Origin of the sequence: Brucella pseudogrignonensis, assembly GCF_002252525.1 — a bacterium.
Lineage (GTDB): Bacteria > Pseudomonadota > Alphaproteobacteria > Rhizobiales > Rhizobiaceae > Brucella > Brucella pseudogrignonensis.
On sequence record NZ_NNRM01000012.1, the window covers coordinates 208,496 to 230,092 of the forward strand.

A 21,597-nucleotide genomic window follows, 5' to 3' on the forward strand; every position below is an offset into this window, starting at 1 on the left:
TTGATAAATAGGATGGATTTTCGCAAACGAAAGTGCGCCCTATTAATTAGCCTGCAAATCTTATCAAAGAGGCGGGATAATCGCTCTAAAATACCCCTATTGCTTTCGTTTGATATTCATATTATTTCGATTAAGTTCATTTAATGCATAAATGAAATAAAGGGTGTCAGCGAAAAAGCATTGGGAGTGCTGCAATACGGGCCTGAATTATGTTGAAGTGGCCACCTGCTCAAAAAGAGCAAAGTGGTTTTTGGAGAGATGCATATATTCATTCGAGATTAGCGAAAATGGGTTGCAACGGACATACATATTCGCATCCTGACAAGATCTCTGCCATTCGAGCGGGAGGAGCATAGTAAATGACACAGTTCGTCGGTTCCATCGATCAGGGAACCACCAGTTCACGTTTTATCATTTTTGACCGGAACGGCGATATTGTCGCCATGGATCAGCGCGAACACGAGCAGATCTATCCCAAGGCTGGCTGGGTTGAGCACAATGCCAATGAAATCTGGCGCAACACGCAGCATGTTATCGGCGAAACACTGAAGAAAGCGAAGCTCACGGCTTCCGATATTGCATCCGTCGGCATCACCAATCAGCGCGAAACAACGCTGCTGTGGGACGGGAAGACCGGCGCACCGCTTTACAATGCCATTGTCTGGATGGACACACGCACGGACGAGCTGGTCGATCATTTTGTCAAAGATGGTGGCGCGGATCGCCTGCGCGATAAGACGGGACTGCCGATTTCGACTTACTTCTCGGGCCTTAAACTGCGCTGGATACTCGATAATGTTCCCGGTGCGCGCGAAAAGGCCGAAGCAGGCGATGCGCTGTTCGGCACGATGGATAGCTGGCTTGTCTGGAATCTCACCGGCGGCGCAAAAGGCGGCATTCACATCACCGATGTAACCAATGCGTCACGCACGCAGTTGATGGATTTGTCTACGCTCAAATGGGACGAGGAAATCTTGCAGCTGTTCGGTATTCCCGCAGCTTGTCTGCCGGAAATTCGTTCTTCCAGCGAAGTCTATGGCGAGATTACCCTGCCCGCGCTTGTCAGTGTGAAGCTTGCAGGCATTCTGGGCGATCAGCAGGCAGCCCTTTTCGGTCAGGCCTGCCTTGAGCCGGGCGAAGCCAAGAACACCTATGGCACCGGCTGCTTCATGCTGATGAATACTGGCGAAAAGCTGGTTCCATCCACCTATGGGCTTCTAACGACTGTTGCCTATCAGCTTGGTGAGCAAAAGCCGGTCTATGCGCTGGAAGGCTCCATCGCTATCACCGGCGCACTGGTGCAATGGCTGCGCGATAATCTTGGCATTATCAAAACCAGCGCTGACATTGAAACACTGGCGCGCACCGTCGAAGACAATGGCGATGTCTATTTCGTCCCGGCCTTCTCCGGCCTTTACGCACCACATTGGGAAGATTCCGCACGCGGCGTCATTGCTGGTCTGACGCGCTTTGCCAATAAAGGTCACATTGCCCGCGCCGCCCTTGAAGCAAGCGCCTATCAGGTGCGCGAAGTGCTGGAAGCTATGGTCAAGGATTCAGGTGTAGAGATTACTGAACTGCGTGCCGATGGTGGCATGACCATCAACGAGCTGCTCATGCAGTTCCAGTCCGACATTCTGAGTGTTCCAGTCGTGCGTCCGAAGATCATTGAAACAACAGCCCTAGGTGCAGCTTATGCGGCTGGGCTTGCCGTGGGCTATTGGAAGTCGACAAACGACATTATTGAAAACTGGCAGGTCGGCCAGCGCTGGCATCCAAAGATGACGGCAAAGGAGCGCACCAGTCTGTTCAACGCGTGGGAGAAGGCCGTGCAGCGGTCTCTCAACTGGGTCGATTAAAACTAAAGCATGTCGCGGAAAAGTGGGAACCGGTTTTCCGATAACGACATGCGTAAAAACAATGAGTTAGAGCGAGCGTTGTGGATACAATTAACCGCGACACGCTCTAAGGCTCTCGTAACAGATCGAACTTGAAAACGATCAATGATTATCGACAGCCGGTGAGCACATCCGCTCACCGGGCGACTTTTTAGTACCTAAATTATTCTCTCGGAGTAGATGATGAGTAATGGTTTTATCGGTGAATTTCTCGGCACGATGGTGCTTATCCTGTTGGGCGATGGCGTGGTTGCAAACGTGCTTCTTGCAAAATCCAAAGGCCAGAATTCCGGCTGGATCGTTATTACCGCAGGCTGGGGCTTTGCGGTTCTCTGTGGTGTGATGGTTGCCGTTGCAGCTGGCAGTGCGGGTCATTTGAACCCCGCCGTGACGCTTGCTTTTTATGCGGCCGGTACTTTTCCTGCGGTTGAAATAGCGCCCTACATTGCGGCTCAGATGCTTGGTGCTTTCGCAGGTGCGGTGCTTGTCTATCTCGCCTACCTGCCTCACTGGAAGCCAACGGAAGACAAAGGCCTCAAGCTCGGCGTCTTCTGCACCGGGCCTGCCATCCGCAACATACCAGCCAATTGCCTGACGGAAATAATCGGCACATTTGTTCTGGTCTTTGTGGTCATTGCCATTGGTGCAAAGGCTGTTGGTGCAACAGGCGTCCTTGGACCACTGATGGTCGGCCTGCTTGTCTGGGCACTTGGTGTTTCACTTGGCGGCCCCACCGGCTATGCGATCAATCCGGCACGCGATCTCGGACCACGCATCGCCCATGCATTGCTGCCTATTCCGGGAAAAGGCAGCTCGGATTGGTCCTATGCCTGGGTGCCCGTAGCAGCGCCGATCATCGGCGGCTTTCTCGCGATCACATGCGCCAAAGCCGCTGGCATGATGTAATGATTGAGCGATGAAATCAGCGCGCCGGGATGCGCGCTGACTTCCCCTATCGATCCGCAGGATAAGGTGTTCTTGCGGCAAGCAGAATGCCAATCGCAAAGAAGAGCACCAGCACCGACATCCCTATTGCGGCTGAATGCGTGATCGCGGTCACTGTTGCCACGAGGAAGGGGCCGACAAAGCTCGTTGCCCGCCCTGCCAAGGCATAGATACCGAAATAGCGGCCTGATTCTTCAGGCCTGATGCTCCGGGCAAACCACGACCTGGAGGACGCCTGCACAGGGCCGAAGGCAGCGCCCAGCATGACGCCGTAAACCAGGAAGGCATGTTCCGCAGGGGTCGCGAACAAACCTTGAGCCGGCAAATATTCCAGTGGCATGATGCCGAACATCAGATAATCGCGCCCTGTCGATACAATCCCAACGGACGCCAGCAACAAAAGCCACAGTGAAATCATAACGATGACTTTGGAGCCAAAACGCGTATCCATGCGGCTCGCAACAAGGCAACTGAAAATCGCCATGACATTGGTGATCATGCCGAACAGGCCGATCTCAGTGATCGACCACTGAAACATGGAGGCGGCATAGCCTGCACCCAGTGCAATGATTGCATTAACGCCATCCTGATAGACCATCCGCGCGATGAGAAATCGTGCGATCCCGGGGCGTTTACGAACCTCACTTAATGTTGCCTTGAGCTCAGACAGACCTTTGCCCAGCGCCTGACGCAGGGGCTTTCCTCGCGCCTGATCAGGCGTAAAAAGAAACATCGGCAGAATAAATATCAGATACCAGAGCGCGGAGATCGGCCCAGTTATACGGGCATCTTCCCCTTGCACAGGATCAAGCCCGAACAAGGGTTTCATACCGATAATCGTTTTGCCGGTTTCAGGTGAAGCGGCGAGGCAAAAGACCACAAAGATCAAAACGATCATGCCACCGAGATAACCAAGGCCCCAGGCCAGATTGGAAACGCGTCCAATCTCTTCGCGCGGCACCAGACGCGGCATCATTGAATCGTTGAAGACGATGGAAAACTCTGCCGAAACCATTGCAATGCTGAAGGCAAGCAGAACCCAGAACAGGTTAGCGCCAGGCACTGCCAACCAGAGCGTCATCAGACTGACGATCTTTAGTACGGCAAAGAACCCGATCCACGGCTTGCGAGACCCTGTCTGATCGGCAATCGAACCGAGAATGGGAGAAAGAATTGCGATAGCGAAGCCTGCGGCAGCAAAACCGTAACCCCAGGCGATCTGCCCGGCTTCTGCAGTCTCGGCCATGCGTGAAATGAAGTAAGGACCAAAGATGAACGTGATCACAACTGTAAAAAACGGCTGAGCCGCCCAGTCGAAAAATATCCAGCCCCATACGCCGCGTCGCGAGGCATAACCTCCCGCGCTTAAAGGTTGATCGCTCAACAAATTGCTCCTCGCCCCCGGTGTTAAAAAGCTATTCGGTCATAAATAAGCCAGACCTTATACTGCGGTATCACCACCGACAATAAACAAAAAAGGGCGACCTAAGCCGCCCCTTTTAATCAGAGTTGTCGAACCCTCATTGGGTTAAATCGGACATCAGCCCTGCGGCAACTGCCAGACGCGACACGGTGAGATCGCCGCCTTCGGTCAGAGCAACCATACGGTTTCTGATCTGGTCGATGCGCGCTGCATCTTCTGCAAACCATGCCGCCGCCGGATCCTTGTCCTTGCCGTGCTTTTTCAGTGCTGCAATCGTGATGCCACGCGCTGCCTGCGTGATCGTATCGCTCGCACGCGATAGTGCCAGACCGTCATAATAGTCGGTGACTGGAATGGTGCGTGCTGCTTCTTCGATACGACCAATGCGGAAGGCTTCCGATACACCGAAATAAGCCTTGGCGGTTGCAACCAGATCGGCAGAAGCCAGATGTGCGATCAATGCGATATCCGGCATGATGCCTGCAAGCTGCAGATTGGCCAGACGCTGAGCAAGTTTCTCAGGCGCACCCTTTTCAACAAAGGTCGCCTTATCGGCCTGCACTGCATCAATCAAGTAGTCCGGCATCAGACTATCGAAGCGTGGCTCAAGAGCCGAGCGGGCCGTGGTGATGGTGTTCACCAGTTCTGTCAGATTTGCACGCGTGGTGTCGTTGCGCAGAACCCAGGCGGTCGTCGCAAGCAGCATCTCGCCAACCAGATGATAGAACTGGTTCTGCACATCACCCGCCACCTTGTTATCGAGCGCATCGATAGCGTCATAGATCGCATTGATCTCAAAGCCATCGCGCACCGCCACATAAGCGCGGACGATATCGGCAGGCGACTTGCCTGTCGTATCGGCCAAACGGCTGATGAAGGTGATGCCGCCACGATTGATAATATCGTTAGCCAGCAAAGTAGCGACGATTTCACGCTTCAGGCGGTGATTGGAAATTTCGTCAGCATAGGTTTTCACCATACGCTTCGGGAAGTAACCAAACAACAGCTGCTCGAAATACGGCTCGTCTGGAAGCCTGCTTGCCACCAGATCATCCGACAGTGACAGCTTGGCATAGGCGAGCAGAACCGCGAGTTCCGGACGCGTCAGCGGCTGTCCTGATTTCTGACGATCATTAAGCACTGCGTCCGATGGCAGATACTCGACCTTGCGATCCAGCAGCTTGCGCGCTTCAAGCTCGGCCATGAAGCGAGCCTGATAAGGCAGCTCCGTGAGGCCCTGACGTTCGCTCAATGAAAGTGCGAGCGGCTGCAGATAATTGTTGCGCAGCACCAGTTCCGACACATCGTCGGTCATGCTCACCAGCAGCTTGTCGCGTGCAGGACGCTTGAGCTTGCCCGAACGCATGGCAGCAGCCAATGCAATCTTGATGTTGACCTCAACGTCGGAGCAGTTGACGCCTGCAGAGTTGTCGATAGCATCGGTATTGCTGCGGCCAGCAGTCAGTGCATATTCGATGCGTCCGCGCTGCGTGACACCGAGATTTGCCCCCTCGCCGACAACCTTCGCCCGAACTTCCGAGCCCGTGATACGGATTGCATCATTGGCACGATCACCAACCTGCGCATCCGTTTCAGCACCGGCTCGGATATAGGTACCGATACCGCCGAACCACAGAAGATCAACTTCCGCCTTCAGGATCGCCGTCATGATTTCCTGCGGCGAAGCAGTGGTTTTGCCAAGGCCAATGGCCTTTGCCGCTTCTGCCGACAGCGTAATCGTCTTCTGACTGCGGCTATAAACGCCACCGCCTGACGAGATTTTAGAGCGATCGTAATCCTGCCAGCTCGAACGCGGCAGTTCGAACAGACGCTTACGCTCTGCAAAGCCGTCAGCTGGAACAGGGCTTGGATCAATGAAGATATCGCGGTGGTCGAAGGCTGCAACCAGCTTGATCTGCTCCGACAGGAGCATACCATTACCGAACACGTCACCCGACATATCGCCAACACCTGCAACCGTGAACGGCTCGGTCTGGATATCCTTGTCGAACTCACGGAAATGCCGCTTCACGGCTTCCCATGCACCGCGCGCGGTGATCGCCATACCTTTGTGGTCGTAACCGGCAGAACCACCCGATGCGAAAGCATCATCGAGCCAGAAGTCATGTGCCTGGCTGATCGCATTTGCCGTATCGGAGAAGGTTGCCGTGCCCTTATCGGCAGCAACAACGAAATACGGATCGTCATTGTCGTGACGAACCACTTCCGCAGGCGGCACAACATCATTGTCATGAATATTGTCAGTGACCGACAGAAGCGTGGAAATGAAGACCTTATAGGCATCACGACCGGCTTCAAACACGGCATTGCGATCGCCGCCAACCGGCAGACGCTTCGGATAGAAGCCGCCCTTGGCACCAACCGGGACAATCACCGCATTCTTGACCTGCTGTGCTTTTACGAGACCCAGGACTTCTGTGCGATAATCCTGTGCGCGGTCCGACCAGCGCAGACCGCCACGCGCTACAGCACCAAAGCGTAGGTGTACGCCTTCCACTTCCGGGCCATAGACGAAAATCTCGCGATACGGACGCGGATCAGGCAGACCTTCGACAAGCCGCGGATTAAGCTTGAACGCGAATGTCACGCGTGGCTTGCCTTCAGCATCCGGCTGATAGGCATTGGTACGCAACGTTGCTTCGATCAGGTTGCGGAAACGACGCAGAATCTGGTCATCATCGATGCTTGGAACGCCGAGAAGTGCCGTTTCGATACCGTCGACCAGCTTCTTTTCAGCAGCGTCGCGACGCTTGGCCGATGGGTTGAAGCGCAGATCAAACAGCGAATAAAGATCGCTGGCGATTTCCGGATAGCGGTTGAGTGCTGCGGCAATGAAACCTTGCGAATAGGCAATACCTGCCTGCTGCAGATAGCGGCCATAAGAACGCAGGATCATGATCTGGCGTGCGCTCAGACGTGCGGTCTGCACCAGAGCGTTATAACCGTCATTGTCAGCGAGAGCGTCCCAGACATTGCGGAACACATCTTCCAGCATCTCGCCATCATCGGACAGATCAACCGGCGCGCCATAGGCGTTCACGAGCTGCATGTCATGCACGTAAACTGCAGCACCATCTTTGCCTGCTTGCGGCAGATCGATGGTCTGCTCGCTAACAACGCGGAAGCCCATGTTTTCAAGAAGCGGCACACGCTGTGACAACACAACCGGCGCGCCATGATGATAGAGCTTGAGCGAAACCGCATCCGGACCATCGGTGCGATAACGATAGAAGTCCACGAAAAGCGGGGCTTCTGCACTCAGGCCAGCAATGCGTTCTGCATCGACCAGCGCTTCCGGAGCCGTGAAGATTTCGCGATAGGATTGCGGGAAGCTCGAAGCCAGAGCAATGGTCTTTGCATCTGCGCTGTCCGAGCTTTCACGCACGGCGTCTTCCCATGTGCGAACGATTGAACGCACTTCTTCTTCCAGCGCATCGCGATCCACATGCGGCGTGGAACGTTCATGACGACGGATGACGAACTGAACGCGCGTCAGACCATTTTGCAGGAAGACTGGATGGAATTCGAAGCTGTCGCCGCTATAAATTTCGACGAGGTAGCGACCAATCTTCTCACGCACGACAGAGTCGTAACGGTCACGCGGGATATAGACCAGTACGGTGGCAAAACGGCCAAAGCGGTCAAGACGCGGGATTGCACGAACGCGTGGGCGCTCGCCAAGAGCCAGGATCAGTTCGGCATTGGCTGTGAGGCTTTCCGCATCGATCTGGAAAAGTTCATCACGCGGATATTCTTCCAGCACATTCACAAGCGCCTTGCCGGAATGGTCTTCACGATTGAAGCCAAGGTGCTTGATAACCGTATCAGCCTTAGAACGGATGAACGGAATACCGGCAACTGAGCTGATATAGGCAACAGATGTGAACAGACCAACGAGACGCAGCTCGCCAATCGCGTCGCCATTCGGCCCAAAAATCTTCACGCCAACATAGTCGAGGTAAGACCGGCGATGCACCAGTGAAAGCGAATTGGCCTTGGTGACGATCAGCGGTTCGCTGCTATCGAGGAATTCTGTAACCTCGCGCGGCGTAACCGTGTCATCGTCGTCCTTGCGCAGAACGCGGACTTCGCTGTCATTGAGGATTCCGAGTGTTTCCTTGACCGGAACCAACTCACGCTTTTCGCCCTTGCCCTTGAAGGTCAGCTCGCGCATTCCGAGGAAAATGAAGCGATCATCACGCAGCCATTCGAGGAAAGCGATTGCCTCCGGCATGGCTGGATCAAGCGTCAGTTCCTGAACGCGCTTGTAATCGGCGATAGCGTCATCAAGACGTTTCAGCATCGGTTTCCAGTCGCTGACAGCAGCGCGAACCTGTCCAAGCACGCGTTTGATGGCGGCGGTCAGATCGGCTTTGGCCTGCTTGTCGAGGGCTGGCAGATGGATCTGCACAAGGCTGACGCGCTCAACGCCCTTGGCGGGTGCGAGCTGCGAAGCTTCGCCCAGAATTGTAAGGCCGTCCTTTTCCCGCTCGATATCGAGAACCGGGTGAACAACCATGAAAATCTGGCTGACATGATCGTTCAGCTCACCCATGATGGAGTCGAGCAGGAACGGCATGTTGTCGTTGACGATGGTAATAACGCTGACGGGGCGGCCATGGCGTTCGATGCTGTTATCGACGCTGATGATGCTCTTGCCCTTGCGATAAGATTCAAGCGCTTCATAGCCGTACTGGGCAGATTTATCGAGTGCTGCAGCATCGTAAGCCGCAAGATCTTCGGGCGGTGCCCATTCGAAGAGAAGCTGCGAAAAGGCAATGAGCGCCTTCGACTGTCCTCCCTTCTTCTCCTCCTTGCTTGCCTTGGAACCTTTAACTTTGCTCGACCGATCCTGCTTTGCAGTCACGTCGGATACTCCTGTCATGATGGCAATGCGCGCCAAACTAGCAGATTAGGCACCCGTTTCGATGACAAATCGTTGAAAACAACCAAATATTTCCGTGAAAGCCAGAAAACTCGCATCTAATCCATTTAATTTGGAACAAAACTTCGAAAACCCTTCGGGAAATTTCGAAATATGCCGTTTGGCTTTCCGGAAATGGTCATGCGAGCTTTACGTAAGCGTCATAAAAGCTAAATTTCGCCACAAATGAGCGGCGAATCTGCCGCGCAATTCAACCGATCAAAGCTCGATCAGATGATCGTCCAGTTCGTTGATATTGTGCTCGCCTGCGGGGAAATGATTTTCCAACAAAGCCTCCGCCTGACCTATCGCCAACACGAAACCTTCTGCCACTTCCGCACGCGAAGCGTGATGCGTCAGTGTGGCAACAATGCCGTTCCATTCTTCCTGCTCGACCCGCGCATGAATGCCTGCATCGGCAATCACCTCCGCATAATGTTCTGCCATGGAAACAAACAGCAGAATACCGGTGCGGTGTTCAGTGATGTGGACATTGCGCGCCAGAAACTGCTGTAGCGCATTGAGATGCGCGCGCTTGTAGCGAATACGGCGCGGCACAAGCAGAAGACGGATTGACGGCAAAAATCGCAGCACCAGCATCGCTGTGATGAACGAAGCCAGCACGGCCAGACCGAACATCGGCAGGCGAATATCAAACCAGTACCAATGCGCAAGAAACGCTGCGATCACCGACGCGATAAGGATGCCGCAGGTCGCAACAAAACCCGCCGCAAAGAAATAGTCATCGCTGGTGCGTGCCAGAACCGCGTAGATTTCACCGCTCGTATTGGTTTCAGCAGCACGGATCGCCTCGGCAATGCGCTTGTGATCCTGATCGCTGATAAGGTTTTTGCCTCGCACAGAATTCTCCCTTACCAGCTACCCGAAGCGCCGCCGCCACCCGACGAACCACCGCCGCCGGAAAACCCGCCGCCACCGCTGCTGCCCGATGACCATCCGCCACCGCCGCCGGAAAACCCGCCGCCGCCGCCGGAACCGCCACGGGAATTAAAATCCATCACCATGCCAAGCCAGCGATATTTTCCCGGACCGATCTTTTGGCCAAAAATCGGTGTCAGGATTGCCATGCCGAAGCCGCCGAAGAAGATCAGGGCCCAGAAGGTAATGAAAACGACGAAAACCCAATCGATGTCATCCGAACCGGAACTCGTCTGAACATTCCGCTTGGCACGCGCTTCAAGTTCGGCAGCATCGCCGGACAGCACGGACAGAATGCCATCGACACCCTGCACGATACCGTTTGAATAATTGCCGGTGCGGAACTCCGGAATGATCGTGCCATTGATGATGACGCTCGAAAGCGCATCCGTCATCGTGCCTTCAAGCCCGTAACCGACCTCGATACGCACCTTGCGATCATTGGGTGCCACAACCAGCAGAATACCGTTGTTTTCCTGCTTCTGACCAAGCGCCCAGGCACGGAACAAGCGATTGGAATAGCTTTCAATGTCCTCGCCATTGAGGCTTGGAACAGTCACCACGACCACCTGATCGGATGACTTTGCTTCAAAATCCGCGAGTTTCTGGGTGAGTTGCTGCCGCTCAGCCGGATCAATGATCCCCGCCGCATCAACGACACGCCCCGTCAGCACCTGTGCCGGCTGTGCTGCATCCTGCGCATTCGCGCCAACCGCAACAAAACTCGCAAACAGAAAAAACAGAAAAGCCGCAACCAGTCGTGGCCCATTCAGGCCACGAACGACCGCCTCACGAAAGGGAAGCAACGCTGCCACGGAACGCCCGATCAGTTGTTGAAGTTGACCTGAGGCGCCGACTGGTTTGCAGCATCTGCAGTGAATGTCTGCATTGGCACGGCATCACGATACCAGATCCATGTCCAGATCATCGTCGGCATGGTGCGGATCGCCGTATTATAGACGCGGACTGCTTCGATATAATCGCGGCGTGCCACGGCAATGCGGTTTTCCGTGCCTTCAAGCTGCGACTGCAGTGCGAGGAAGTTCTGGTTGGCCTTGAGGTCCGGATAGCGCTCCACCACCACCATCAAGCGCGAAAGCGCACTGGTGAGGTTGGCCTGATTGTCCTGAAACTGCTTGAAGAGCTCTGGATTATTGAGCGTCTCCGGCGTGATCTGCACCTGCGTTGCCTTGGCACGCGCGTCGATGACAGCCTGCAGAGTTTCTTTTTCGTGGGCAGCATAACCCTTCACAGTCTCAACCAGGTTGGGAACGAGATCGGCACGGCGCTGATACTGGTTCTGCACTTCGCTCCACGCAGCCTTGGCTTTTTCCTCATTGGTGGGAATGGTGTTGAAACCGCAAGCCGAAAGCAGCGGCACAAGCATCACAAGACCCAGAGCAATGAAAATACGGCGAACCGATGCTGGGAATGAGAAAGAACGGATAGCGGTCACAGCCGACATAGTGTTCTCCTGAAAAAGGCGCCTTCGCAGCGCCAGAGACAATCATGGTTGCCCGCATATGCGTGTTGACGAAAATGCGAGCCGTCAAATCAATAAGATAAAGCAATTTCTCGCATCGTCCAGCCCGTTTGCCAAGATGATCCGAGCATCGTCCTGGACGAAACAAACTGACGCTCTTCTATCATGTTGACTCTATCAACATTCAGTATATTGATAGAGTCAACATAACAGGCGACGTGCAAAGGCAGATGCGGGTATGACACTCAATCAAAATCAGGACGATATTAGCAAGCTGCGCGCTTTCAACCGCGTCTATACGCGTCGCTTAGGCCTACTCAACGCTCATCTCGACAAGAGCCCGTTCACGCTCACTGAAGCGCGCATTCTCTACGAGATCGCACATCGGGCCATGCCGACTGCCGCAGACGTCATGCGCGTTCTCGGGCTTGATCGTGGTCAGCTCAGCAGAACGCTGAAACGATTTGCTGAACGTGGCTTGCTGGAAACATCGCAGCACCCTGATGGTGGCCGTAGCCGTCCGATTGAACTGACCGACGCAGGGCGAAAAGCCTATTCGGCACTCGAAAGCAACACCTGCAAGGCTGTCGGTGGGCTACTCGACGAACTGCATCCGGACCAGCGCACCAATCTGGTGGCTGCCGCAGGCACCATCATGCGCATATTCGATGAGGATCACCGTCCGGAAGCGAAGCTACGAGACTTGCAGGCTGGCGACCTCGGCTGGATCATCCATAGGCAAGCTGTGCTTTACACCAAAGAATATGGCTGGAACCACGAATATGAAGCACTCGTCGCCCGTATTCTTGCCGACTACATTGAATCCTTTGACCCAACACATGATGGAGCCTGGGTGGCTGAACTCGATGGTCGCATCATTGGCTCGGTCTTTCTGGTGCGTGGAGACCGGCCAAAGCTTGGCAAACTGCGTTTGCTTTATGTCGAGCAGGAAGCACGCGGAACAGGTGTCGGGGCGAAGCTGGTAAATGCTTGTATTGAACGCGCCCGCGCAGTCGGTGACGATCAACTCACCTTATGGACGAATAGCGTTTTGACCACAGCCCGGCGTCTCTATGAGCGGGCTGGATTCCAGCTTGTCGACGAAGCACCGCACCATTCGTTCGGCGTTGATCTGATCGGGCAGACCTGGCAAATGGATCTGAAGTAAAATCATACAGACCTTAAATCAGAACATAAAAAAAAGCGGCGGATTGCTCCGCCGCTTTTTCCATTCGCAATGTGCGAAAGACTATTCGCTTGCAGCTTCTTCAGCTGGAGCAGCTGCTGCGGCAGCAGCGGCTTCTGCTTCAGCTGCAGCCTTTGCAGCTGCATCTTCTTCAGCCTGCTTGGCAAGAGCGAGACGCTCCTGAGCCTTCTTACCTGGCAGACCCTTGGTCAGGTTGCTGCGTTCTTCACGCTTTGCAAGACCGGCCTGATCAAGGAAGCGAAGAACGCGATCGGTTGGCTGTGCGCCCTGTGCAATCCAATGCTGGATGCGGTCAGCGTCGAGCTTTACGCGTTCAGCGTCTTTAGCAAGCATTGGGTTCCATGCACCAACGGTTTCGATGAAACGGCCGTCGCGTGGGCTGCGAGCGTCAGCAACAACAACGTGGTAGTAAGGACGCTTCTTGGAGCCAGCGCGGGCGAGACGGATCTTAAGAGCCATTTTTTCTTTCCTTTAGACAATAGTTCTGCCCTGACGGGCAATCGGTTGAACCGCTTTTACGGTGTTCAGTTTCCGCTGTGATTGGCAGCGGCATGCTCATGGTGCCGAATGACTTCCTTCACGATGAAGTTCAGGAATTTTTCGGCAAAATCTGGATCGAGATGGGCATCAACTGCGAGGCCACGAAGGCGCTCGACCTGACGCTTCTCACGGGCTGGGTCAGCAGCAGCAAGGCCACGCTCAGCTTTCAGGACACCCACAGCCTTGGTGCAGCGAAAGCGCTCCGCAAGCATGTGGATCAGTGCTGCATCGATGTTATCGATGGACGCACGCAGTGCGAGAAGTTCAGCAGGTACAGTGTTCTGTTCGTCAGCCATCTTACTCACTTCTTCTTCGGCAAACCGGGAAGACCGCCGCCAAGACCTGGAAGCTTAGGTCCACCTAAACCGGGCAGACCACCACCGGGAAGACCCGGCAGACCACCACCCTTGGTGAGACCCGCGGCTTCGGCCTGTTTGGCAAGTGCTTCAAGCTGCTTTGGGTCCATTTTGGAGAGATCAGGCATACCGCCCATACCGCCGAGACCACCAAGGCCCATCTTGTTGGCAAGGCCGCCCATCATCTGCTTCATCATTCCGCCCTTGCCCTTGCCCATGACTTTCATCATGTCGGCCATCTGGCGGTGCATCTTGAGAAGCTTGTTGATGTCGGCAGCATTGGTGCCGGAACCCTTGGCAATGCGCTGCTTGCGGCTGTGCTTGAGAAGGTCGGGATTGGCGCGCTCAGCCTTGGTCATCGAGCCGATGATGGCGAGCTGACGATCAAATACCTTGTCGTCAAGACCGGCTGCTGCAGCCTTGTCCTTCATTCCGCCCATGCCGGGCATCATGCCCATGATGCTGCCCATACCACCGAGCTTTTTCATCTGGCCCAGCTGGTCAGCAAGATCGTTGAGATCGAACTTGCCCGACTGCATCTTCTTGGCCATCGCAGCGGCTTTTTCCGCGTCGATGTTTTCGGCAGCCTTTTCGACGAGCGAAACAATGTCGCCCATGCCCAGAATTCGGTCGGCAATGCGCTTTGGATAGAACTCCTCAAGCGCATCCATTTTTTCGCCGGTGGCGATCAGCTTGATCGGCTTGCCGGTGATGGCGCGCATCGAAAGGGCTGCACCGCCACGACCATCGCCATCCATACGGGTGAGAACGATACCGGTAATACCCACGCGTTCATCAAAATTGCGCGCGAGATTAACGGCGTCCTGACCGGTGAGGCTGTCTGCCACAAGCAGGATTTCATGCGGATTGGCGGCCTTGCGGATATCCGCCATTTCCACCATCAGCGGCTCGTCGATATGCGTGCGACCAGCAGTATCGAGGATCACCACATCATGACCGCCAAGCTTTGCAGCCTGAACGGCGCGCTTGGCGATTTCAACCGGCGACTGGCCAGCGATGATCGGCAATGTATCGACAGAGGTCTGGATGCCAAGCTGACGAAGCTGTTCCTGTGCTGCCGGACGACGTGTATCGAGCGACGCCATCAACACCTTCTTGCGCTGACGTTCGGTCAAACGCTTGGAGATCTTGCCGGTTGTCGTCGTTTTACCTGAGCCCTGCAGACCCACCATCATAATGACGACAGGTGCCGGTGCGTTCAGGTCAATCGAAACGCCTTCAGTGCCGAGCATTTCGATAAGTTCGTCATGGACGATCTTAACGACCATCTGGCCGGGCTTGATGCTTTTCAGAATTTCTGCGCCGACTGCCTTCTCACGAACGCGATCGGTAAACGAGCGAACCACTTCCAGCGAAACGTCGGCTTCAATAAGCGCACGACGCACTTCGCGCAGCGCAGCCGTCACGTCGCTTTCAGAAAGAGCGCCGCGTCCGGTAAGGCCGTTCAGAATGGAGCCAAGACGCTCCTGAAGTGATTCAAACATCGAGTTTCCTTTTAATCCGAGAGGAGGCGTAAGGCTTCGTCAGGGATACATCGTTCTTTGATCAGACCAGTTCAAGAAGCAACCAAAGCGATACAGCACCCGAGGGCGCATCGCGCTGTCGGATGTGGACCTCCGGGATCTCTTTATACCAAATGGGTCCCGGTCGGTGGCTCGCGTTCTGAAGATCGCGGATAGATTGGGTGTGGCTTTAGGGGCTTGAGCCTGCAATGTCAAGCAAAAGGCGGGAAACGGCCCCGACACAATAGGTGCGGGGCCGCTTATACAGGCTTTATTCTGCTTGTGAACCAACAAGCGGATCACCGATGCCCATCATATAGAATCCGATCAGCAACAACGTACCTGCCAGTGTCACATAATAGATAGTCGGAATGATCGTCATGCGCATCGTCAAGCCTTCGCGACCCAACAGTCCCACAGTTGCTGAAGCAGCCACAACATTATGAATAGCGATCATATTACCTGCTGCGGCACCCACTGACTGTCCCGCAACCATCAAAGCTCCGGAAAGTCCCAACCCTTCTGCAACACCATATTGGAATTGGCTGAGCATGAGATTCGAAACGGTATTGGAGCCCGCAAGGAACGCGCCGAGAGCACCGACGGACGGGGCGAACAACGGATAGATACTGCCTACCTCGACCGCTACCCAATCTGCCACCATCAGCGGCATACTGACCAACTCCTTTGAATTGACGCCGGAATTGATCATCACACGAACCATCGGAACCGTGAAAAGCAGAACAAAACCTGCTCCGAGCAAGGTCTTCGTACTTTCACCGAACGCCTTTGATAGTTGCGTGACAGACATGCGGTGAATGAAGAAGGTGATCAGACAGACAATAACGAGCAATCCACCGGGCAGAAACAAGGGCGCAAAGTCACCACTTATACCTGTCTCTCCCATGATGTTGGTTGCGGCGAAAGTCACCGACTTCAAAGCATTTCCAACAGCAGGGAATGTGCGACTTACAACGAGAAACAGCGCAAGAAGTATATATGGCGCCCAGGCAAGTCCCAGCGATATCTTTCGAGATGTCAGCTCATCGAGCTTCATCTCGACGCTGCCCATCCAGCCTTCAGGCCATTCTGACGCTGGCGCAAAATCCCAGGTTTGCTTTGGCATTAGAAATCCGGCCCGTGCTGCAAGCGTTGCGAGAGCCAGCCCCACAAGTCCCCCGATCATTGACGGAAATTCAGCACCCAGAAACACAGCGCTGAGAACATAAGGAATAGTGAATGCAAACGCTGCAAAAATGGCGAAAGGCAAGATAGCGAGCCCTTCAGTCCAAGAACGATTTCGACCGAAGAAGCGTGTCATGATGACAACGAGGAAAAGTGGCATGAAAGTCCCACAAACTGCATGCAGGATGGCCACTTCCGAAGTTATGATGTGAAAGAAATGTTCCCAGTTCGAACCAGCGCTTTGGAGCTGCTCCGTCAATGCCTCGCGATTAAGACCCGATTGAACGCCAACAATCAATGGCGTTCCAACTGCGCCGAAAGAAACCGGGGTCGATTGAATAATAAGACCGAATGTGACTGCAGCAAGTGCTGGAAAGCCAACGGCAACCATTAACGGGGCGACAACAGCAGCAGGCGTCCCAAAGCCAGATGCCCCTTCGATGAATGAACCGAAAAGCCAGGCAATCAGAAACACTTGAATGCGTCGATCAGGACTGATTTGTGCGAAACCGGAACGGATCGCAGAAATGCCACCCGAATGTTTCAATGTATTGAGCAGCAGGATTGCACCAAAGATAATCCAGAGCAATCCGGCGGTCTGGATCAACCCCTGGATGGTAGAAGCGATGACACGGTTGCCACTCATGCCCCATAGAGCCATCGCAACAACGACTGTAATCAAGTAAGTGACCGGCATGGCGATCCGGGCTTGAATACGAAATCCAACCAGCATTACACCGGCTACGAAAATCGGCAAAAATGCAAATAAAGCAAGAAATCCATTCGACATGTGGCGTCCTCCCTCGTCAATGTCGTGGCCTTAAAGATCAAACTGCAATCATAGTGGTAAATAGTTTTTACCAGCTAGGCTATAGTCCATCGGTATAAAGCACTTTGTCAACCAGAGCGAAAATTGCCGTTCTCAAGCCTTAAACTTGTCAAACTCCCTTATTCTAGCGATAAAACAAACGAAATGGTGGGACTTGGTGTCCTGTTCCGACATGACATTTGGCGTAAAGAATGGCAAATTCGCGCCGAAGTAGAATCAACTCCAAAGGAGAAACGAATGGCATTGGTTGCCAAGGGCCGGTCTTGGACCGCAGCAGCAGTTCTTGCAGTGGGTATGATGACGGGTGCAGGTGTTGCCGAGGCAGCCCAGTGCGGCAACAATGCCGCCGGCTATAGTGCCTGGCTTCAGCAGACGTTGAAGGAAGCACCAGGCCGCGGCGTCGGCAAGCGCGCGCTCGATGCACTGGGCAAAACCAAATACGCTCAGGCCACCATCAATGCTGACCGCAATCAGAAGAGCTTCAAGCTCTCCTTTGAGCAGTTCATGCAGAAGCGCGGCGCAAACACGATCATCCAGCGCGGCAAATCGATCAAGAAGCAGAATGCAGCGCTCTTCGCCAATATCGAAAAGCGTTATGGCGTTCCAGCTGGCCCGCTGATCGCGATCTGGGGCATGGAAACCGGCTTCGGCGCATATCTGGGCAAGCAGCATACGCTTTCCGCAGTTGCAACGCTGGCCTATGATTGCCGCCGCAGTGATTACTTCACCGAACAGCTCTACGCAGCGCTCAAGCTCATTGACCGCGAAGATCTTGATCCAAACGCAGTCGGCGCAATGCACGGCGAAATCGGCCAGACGCAGTTCCTGCCAGTCAACGTCCTGAAATATGGCGTGGATGGTGATGGCAGCGGTCATATCGACATGGCCCGCTCGAAGGCTGACGCACTATATTCGACCGCCAACTTCCTGGTCGGCCACGGCTGGCGTCGTGGTGCTGGCTACCAGCCGGGTGAAGCCAATTATGGTGCAATCCAGGGCTGGAATGCTGCACAGGTCTACCAGCGCGCTATTGCCGTCATGGGCAAGGCAATCGACGAATAATCATACTTATGGCGAAGCGAGAACATTGTTTCGCCATAAAATGAACAGAGAAAAGCCCCGAATTTCGGGGCTTTTTTCGTCTTATGCTGCTGTTTCCGGTGCTTCTATGACCGAACCTTCAGGTCTTTTGAAGTCACCTGTCTGCTGATCCATCACCCAAAGCTCGCCGGTCGAGATATCGAACCATGCGCCATAAAGGGTGAGCTTGCCCTTCTTCTCAAGAATATCGACACATGGGAATGTGCGCAGATTGTTGATCGAGTAGCGGATCGAAATACGCTCCAGCGCGGTCTGACGTTCGGTCGGCGTCATCAACTGGTTGCCGCTGACGGTTTCTGCCGCTGGCGCAATCAGGCTCATCCACTTACCGATAAAGTCGCTTGGTGAAAGCGGCGCGCTTTGCGTATCAAGCGCTGCTTTAATACCACCGCATCGGCCATGGCCCATGACAACAATATTCTTCACCTTGAGGCTCTGCACTGCAAATTCGAGCGCCGCAGAAGCCGCATGGAATTCACCATCCGGTTCATAAGGTGGAATAAGATTGGCAACATTGCGCAATACGAAGATTTCGCCCGGTGCGGTGTTGAAAATTGTTTCCGGAGCGGCGCGGGAATCGCAGCAGGCAATGACCAGAGTTTCTGGCGCCTGACCTTTTTCAGCGAGTTCCTTATAACGTGCCGTTTCAGACGCGAAATGCTCGCTCATAAAGGTTTGGTAACCGGCGAGGAGTGTATCTGGAATATCAGCCATGACTTTCCATTATCCCTATCGAAAACGCAGAGCAATCAAAAACGTGAGGCCGCAACTTGCGACCCGTTGCCACTTACAGCGGTTCCAGTTAAGACTGAATCGTTGGAACCGCTGTAACTATTTGTTTTTACGCATTATCCGACGCAAAACCGGTTCCCACTTTTGGCTCGGAAATGCTATAATTCAACTCTTATGCACGCAATCCCTTGGTTGGATGCACCAATCGTCGGGTTTGTACCATAGCCATCGGCGTTGCGAGGCTTGAGGCGTCCGCTTCAAGCATCAGCTCATCGGCACCCCGTTTCGCTGAACGGGCCATGATCTCGAACACTGCCGCCGTTGTTCTTTGCAGCGCCTTTTCTTCTGAAAAGCCAGCAAGCCTGCGTGCCAGAAACACCGCCGATGTCAGATCGCCAAGGCCATTGGTCGGCCCATCGACACAACGATGTTCAGCCATCAGCGCAAGGGTTGGTGTGAGCAGAATATTGCCGATGCTGCCCGCCATCAATGGAAATGCAGATGTTACCAGCATGGTTGCTGGCCCGGTATCAAGTGCTGCTTCCATCAATGCCTTGTTGTCCTCAAGCTCAACCCCCGTCAGCCATGACAGCTCAAAACGATTGGGCGTTGCAATATCGGCAAGCGGCATCAGGTGATCGCGGATACCAATCGCTGTCGCCTCCGGCACGTAAAGACCTTTCTGATCGCCAATCACCGGATCGCAAAGGTAAAGCGCGTTGGGATTGCGCTCCTTCACCTTTTTAACCAGTCCCGCCACGGCTTTCGCCTGTTCGGGGTTGCCCAGATAGCCGGTGAGGATAGCGCCCACTTCGCCAAGCCATGGCGCGCGCTCAAGATCCTGCATCAGTGTTGCAAATTCCTGCGCGGGCGGCACAATACGCCCTGCAGGACCATGGCCTGGATGCCATGGCAATACCACCGTCGGCACGGCCCAAACGGGAAATCCGAGCGTTTCCAGAGCGAAAACGGCGGCACGGTTTCCGACAGAACCGCGAACGACATGGCTCGAGATGACAATAACGGTTGTCGCGTCCGAAGGCGCAGAAAGCGTCATGTTAAACCTGGCTTTGAATGAGATAAGAAATGAGCCAGACGATAATCGCCAGCGTGATGATGAGTCCAAGTCCGCGTCCGATGCGGGTGGCCCAGAGTTCGATAGGATCGTTCTCCGGTGCATCATTGGCAGCAAGATGGCTTGCAGTACGGGAAAGCCCACGACGCACAATACCCTCGGGGCCGGTCTGCTCCCGCTCCAGTCGTTCAAGAATGCGTTGAGCCTCGTCCTGGCGCTCGCGCCCCGGACTACCGCCCTCGCCTATGCCCGCCTGATGGCGCTCACCCATAATCTGCCTGCCCTCAAGAAAAGACTCGTTTCCCGGAGACCCGAACCGGGACAGGACACAGCATCACGCCCGGATTGCAGTTCTGCAAGCAGAATATTGTCTGATCAGCCTAGTTTCACGATGAGCTTACCGAAATTGCCACCTTCCAGCATCGAAATGAAAGCCTTGGGAGCATTCTCAAGCCCCTCAACGATATCCTCGCGATAACGCACATGGCCGTCAGCAATCCATTTTGCCATTTCATGATAAAAGGCCGGGCGCTGATCGGCAAAATCACGTTGAATGAATCCGCGAATAGTCAGGCTTTTGGTCAGAATATCGCGCATAAGCAACGGCAACCGATCCGGCCCGTCAAAAGCACCACTCTGATTATATTGCGCGATCAGCCCACAGACAGGCACTCTCGCAAACTGGTTGAGCAGCGGCAGAACGGCGTCAAACACCTTGCCACCCACATTCTCGAAGTACACATCAATGCCCTTTGGGCAGGCTAAAGCCAGTTCCTGCGCGAAATTATCCGAGCGATGATCGAGGGCCACGTCAAACCCAAACTCGTCGATCAGCGCTTTGCACTTGTCCGCCCCGCCCGCAATACCGACCGCCCGCGCACCTTTAAGCTTGGCAATCTGCCCAACCGCAGAACCAACCGGGCCAGTCGCGGCGGCTACCACAACTGTTTCGCCCTCTTTGGGCTGGCCGATTGTCAGCAAGCCGGAATAGGCGGTGAAGCCCGGCATTCCCATGACACCGAGCGCCGTCGTGACAGGCACCTGCTGGGGATCGAGCTTGCGCAACGTGGAAGCATCGGCAACCGCATAGCTCTGCCAGCCGGAATGCGAGAGAACAAAATCGCCGGGAAGAAAGCCCGCGCTTTTACTTTCCACCACTTCACCGACTGTTCCCCCTTCCATGACAGCACCGATATCAACGGGTGCCGCATAGGATTTGGCCGCACTCATTCGCCCGCGCATATAAGGATCGAGCGAGAGATAGCGGATTTTCAGCAGAACTTCGCCCTCGCCCGGCTGCTGGATCGCGGCCTCATCAAGCCGAAAATTCTCTGCCGTGGGCCGTCCATCGGGACGCGATGCAAGGACGATACGGTGGTTGATTTTTCCGCTCATGTGGCACTCCTGCAAAACTCG

The 21,597-nt window shown here is 54.5% G+C and carries 17 protein-coding genes; 4 read left to right on the forward strand and 13 right to left on the reverse strand.

Going from position 1 to position 21,597, the window contains the following annotated elements; translation table 11 throughout:
• Positions 1-359 precede the first annotated feature (359 nt).
• Together glpK and CEV34_RS04960 are read left to right on the forward strand one after the other, a co-directional pair.
• Positions 360-1,859, forward strand: coding sequence for a glycerol kinase GlpK (gene glpK / locus CEV34_RS04955; protein ID WP_007876858.1), 1,500 nt, complete (start codon positions 360-362; stop codon positions 1,857-1,859).
• 222 nt (positions 1,860-2,081) lie between these two features.
• Positions 2,082-2,804 carry an MIP/aquaporin family protein gene (locus CEV34_RS04960; protein ID WP_007876861.1) on the forward strand — a complete coding sequence of 241 codons (723 nt, stop codon included), beginning with the start codon at positions 2,082-2,084 and terminating at the stop codon, positions 2,802-2,804.
• A 46-nt stretch (positions 2,805-2,850) separates the two neighbouring features.
• On the opposite strand, the gene CEV34_RS04965 is transcribed toward CEV34_RS04960, so the two are convergent.
• From CEV34_RS04965 to CEV34_RS04985, 5 genes are all read right to left on the reverse strand, one after another.
• Complete coding sequence (locus CEV34_RS04965) at positions 2,851-4,227, reverse strand: MFS transporter (protein ID WP_007876863.1); 1,377 nt, start codon at positions 4,225-4,227, stop codon at positions 2,851-2,853.
• A gap of 136 nt (positions 4,228-4,363) precedes the next feature.
• Positions 4,364-9,154, reverse strand: coding sequence for an NAD-glutamate dehydrogenase (locus CEV34_RS04970; protein ID WP_094543328.1), 4,791 nt, complete (start codon positions 9,152-9,154; stop codon positions 4,364-4,366).
• Between the two features lie 276 nt (positions 9,155-9,430).
• Positions 9,431-10,072: a TPM domain-containing protein gene (locus tag CEV34_RS04975; RefSeq protein WP_007876872.1), complete on the reverse strand. Its 642-nt coding sequence runs from the start codon at positions 10,070-10,072 to the stop codon at positions 9,431-9,433.
• Between the two features lie 11 nt (positions 10,073-10,083).
• The gene (locus tag CEV34_RS04980) at positions 10,084-10,893 is read right to left on the reverse strand and encodes a TPM domain-containing protein (RefSeq protein WP_085982974.1); all 810 of its coding nucleotides are present in this window, start codon (positions 10,891-10,893) and stop codon (positions 10,084-10,086) included.
• Between the two features lie 83 nt (positions 10,894-10,976).
• Positions 10,977-11,615, reverse strand: a complete 639-nt coding sequence (locus CEV34_RS04985) for a LemA family protein (protein ID WP_007876874.1) — start codon at positions 11,613-11,615, stop codon at positions 10,977-10,979.
• A gap of 256 nt (positions 11,616-11,871) precedes the next feature.
• Here CEV34_RS04985 and CEV34_RS04990 point away from each other — a divergent pair, with 256 nt between their 5' ends.
• Positions 11,872-12,801: a bifunctional helix-turn-helix transcriptional regulator/GNAT family N-acetyltransferase gene (locus CEV34_RS04990; protein WP_007876876.1), complete on the forward strand. Its 930-nt coding sequence runs from the start codon at positions 11,872-11,874 to the stop codon at positions 12,799-12,801.
• Between the two features lie 81 nt (positions 12,802-12,882).
• Here CEV34_RS04990 and rpsP read toward each other — a convergent pair whose 3' ends face one another.
• The 4 genes from rpsP to CEV34_RS05010 all read right to left on the reverse strand — a co-directional run bounded on the left by rpsP (position 12,883) and on the right by CEV34_RS05010 (position 17,234).
• A complete protein-coding gene (gene rpsP, locus CEV34_RS04995) occupies positions 12,883-13,299 on the reverse strand; it encodes a 30S ribosomal protein S16 (protein WP_064321108.1) in 417 nt (138 codons plus the stop codon).
• A 65-nt stretch (positions 13,300-13,364) separates the two neighbouring features.
• Positions 13,365-13,676 (reverse strand): chorismate mutase, encoded by a 312-nt coding sequence (locus CEV34_RS05000; RefSeq protein ID WP_007876888.1) that lies wholly within the window; start codon positions 13,674-13,676, stop codon positions 13,365-13,367.
• A 5-nt stretch (positions 13,677-13,681) separates the two neighbouring features.
• Positions 13,682-15,241 carry a signal recognition particle protein gene (gene ffh, locus CEV34_RS05005; RefSeq protein ID WP_007876890.1) on the reverse strand — a complete coding sequence of 520 codons (1,560 nt, stop codon included), beginning with the start codon at positions 15,239-15,241 and terminating at the stop codon, positions 13,682-13,684.
• Positions 15,242-15,530: 289 nt separating this feature from the next.
• A complete protein-coding gene (locus tag CEV34_RS05010; protein ID WP_007876891.1) occupies positions 15,531-17,234 on the reverse strand; it encodes an L-lactate permease in 1,704 nt (567 codons plus the stop codon).
• 276 nt (positions 17,235-17,510) lie between these two features.
• On the opposite strand from CEV34_RS05010, the gene CEV34_RS05015 reads away from it, so the two are divergent.
• Positions 17,511-18,335, forward strand: a complete 825-nt coding sequence (locus CEV34_RS05015) for a lytic murein transglycosylase (RefSeq protein WP_007876893.1) — start codon at positions 17,511-17,513, stop codon at positions 18,333-18,335.
• 81 nt (positions 18,336-18,416) lie between these two features.
• Here the strand turns inward: CEV34_RS05015 and CEV34_RS05020 are convergent, their stop codons facing one another.
• From CEV34_RS05020 to CEV34_RS05035, 4 genes are all read right to left on the reverse strand, one after another.
• Positions 18,417-19,088 carry a carbonic anhydrase gene (locus CEV34_RS05020; protein WP_007876895.1) on the reverse strand — a complete coding sequence of 224 codons (672 nt, stop codon included), beginning with the start codon at positions 19,086-19,088 and terminating at the stop codon, positions 18,417-18,419.
• 190 nt (positions 19,089-19,278) lie between these two features.
• On the reverse strand, positions 19,279-20,163 hold the full coding sequence (gene pdxY / locus CEV34_RS05025; RefSeq protein ID WP_007876897.1) for a pyridoxal kinase PdxY: 885 nt from the start codon (positions 20,161-20,163) through the stop codon (positions 19,279-19,281).
• Position 20,164: 1 nt separating this feature from the next.
• On the reverse strand, positions 20,165-20,452 hold the full coding sequence (locus CEV34_RS05030; RefSeq protein ID WP_094543331.1) for a hypothetical protein: 288 nt from the start codon (positions 20,450-20,452) through the stop codon (positions 20,165-20,167).
• 104 nt (positions 20,453-20,556) lie between these two features.
• Positions 20,557-21,576: an NADP-dependent oxidoreductase gene (locus CEV34_RS05035; RefSeq protein WP_007876899.1), complete on the reverse strand. Its 1,020-nt coding sequence runs from the start codon at positions 21,574-21,576 to the stop codon at positions 20,557-20,559.
• Between the last annotated feature and the right edge of the window lie 21 nt (positions 21,577-21,597).

What these genes read in the sequence shown, in the direction of transcription:
- ffh (WP_007876890.1), bottom strand. Translation starts at nt 15,241, where the DNA reads ATGTTTGAATCACTTCAGGAGCGTCTTGGCTCCATTCTGAACGGCCTT.
- CEV34_RS05000 (WP_007876888.1), bottom strand. Translation starts at nt 13,676, where the DNA reads ATGGCTGACGAACAGAACACTGTACCTGCTGAACTTCTCGCACTGCGT.
- glpK (WP_007876858.1), top strand. Translation starts at nt 360, where the DNA reads ATGACACAGTTCGTCGGTTCCATCGATCAGGGAACCACCAGTTCACGT.
- CEV34_RS04990 (WP_007876876.1), top strand. Translation starts at nt 11,872, where the DNA reads ATGACACTCAATCAAAATCAGGACGATATTAGCAAGCTGCGCGCTTTC.
- CEV34_RS05010 (WP_007876891.1), bottom strand. Translation starts at nt 17,234, where the DNA reads ATGTCGAATGGATTTCTTGCTTTATTTGCATTTTTGCCGATTTTCGTA.
- CEV34_RS05020 (WP_007876895.1), bottom strand. Translation starts at nt 19,088, where the DNA reads ATGGCTGATATTCCAGATACACTCCTCGCCGGTTACCAAACCTTTATG.
- CEV34_RS05015 (WP_007876893.1), top strand. Translation starts at nt 17,511, where the DNA reads ATGGCATTGGTTGCCAAGGGCCGGTCTTGGACCGCAGCAGCAGTTCTT.
- CEV34_RS05035 (WP_007876899.1), bottom strand. Translation starts at nt 21,576, where the DNA reads ATGAGCGGAAAAATCAACCACCGTATCGTCCTTGCATCGCGTCCCGAT.
- rpsP (WP_064321108.1), bottom strand. Translation starts at nt 13,299, where the DNA reads ATGGCTCTTAAGATCCGTCTCGCCCGCGCTGGCTCCAAGAAGCGTCCT.
- CEV34_RS04985 (WP_007876874.1), bottom strand. Translation starts at nt 11,615, where the DNA reads ATGTCGGCTGTGACCGCTATCCGTTCTTTCTCATTCCCAGCATCGGTT.
- pdxY (WP_007876897.1), bottom strand. Translation starts at nt 20,163, where the DNA reads ATGACGCTTTCTGCGCCTTCGGACGCGACAACCGTTATTGTCATCTCG.
- CEV34_RS05030 (WP_094543331.1), bottom strand. Translation starts at nt 20,452, where the DNA reads ATGGGTGAGCGCCATCAGGCGGGCATAGGCGAGGGCGGTAGTCCGGGG.
- CEV34_RS04960 (WP_007876861.1), top strand. Translation starts at nt 2,082, where the DNA reads ATGAGTAATGGTTTTATCGGTGAATTTCTCGGCACGATGGTGCTTATC.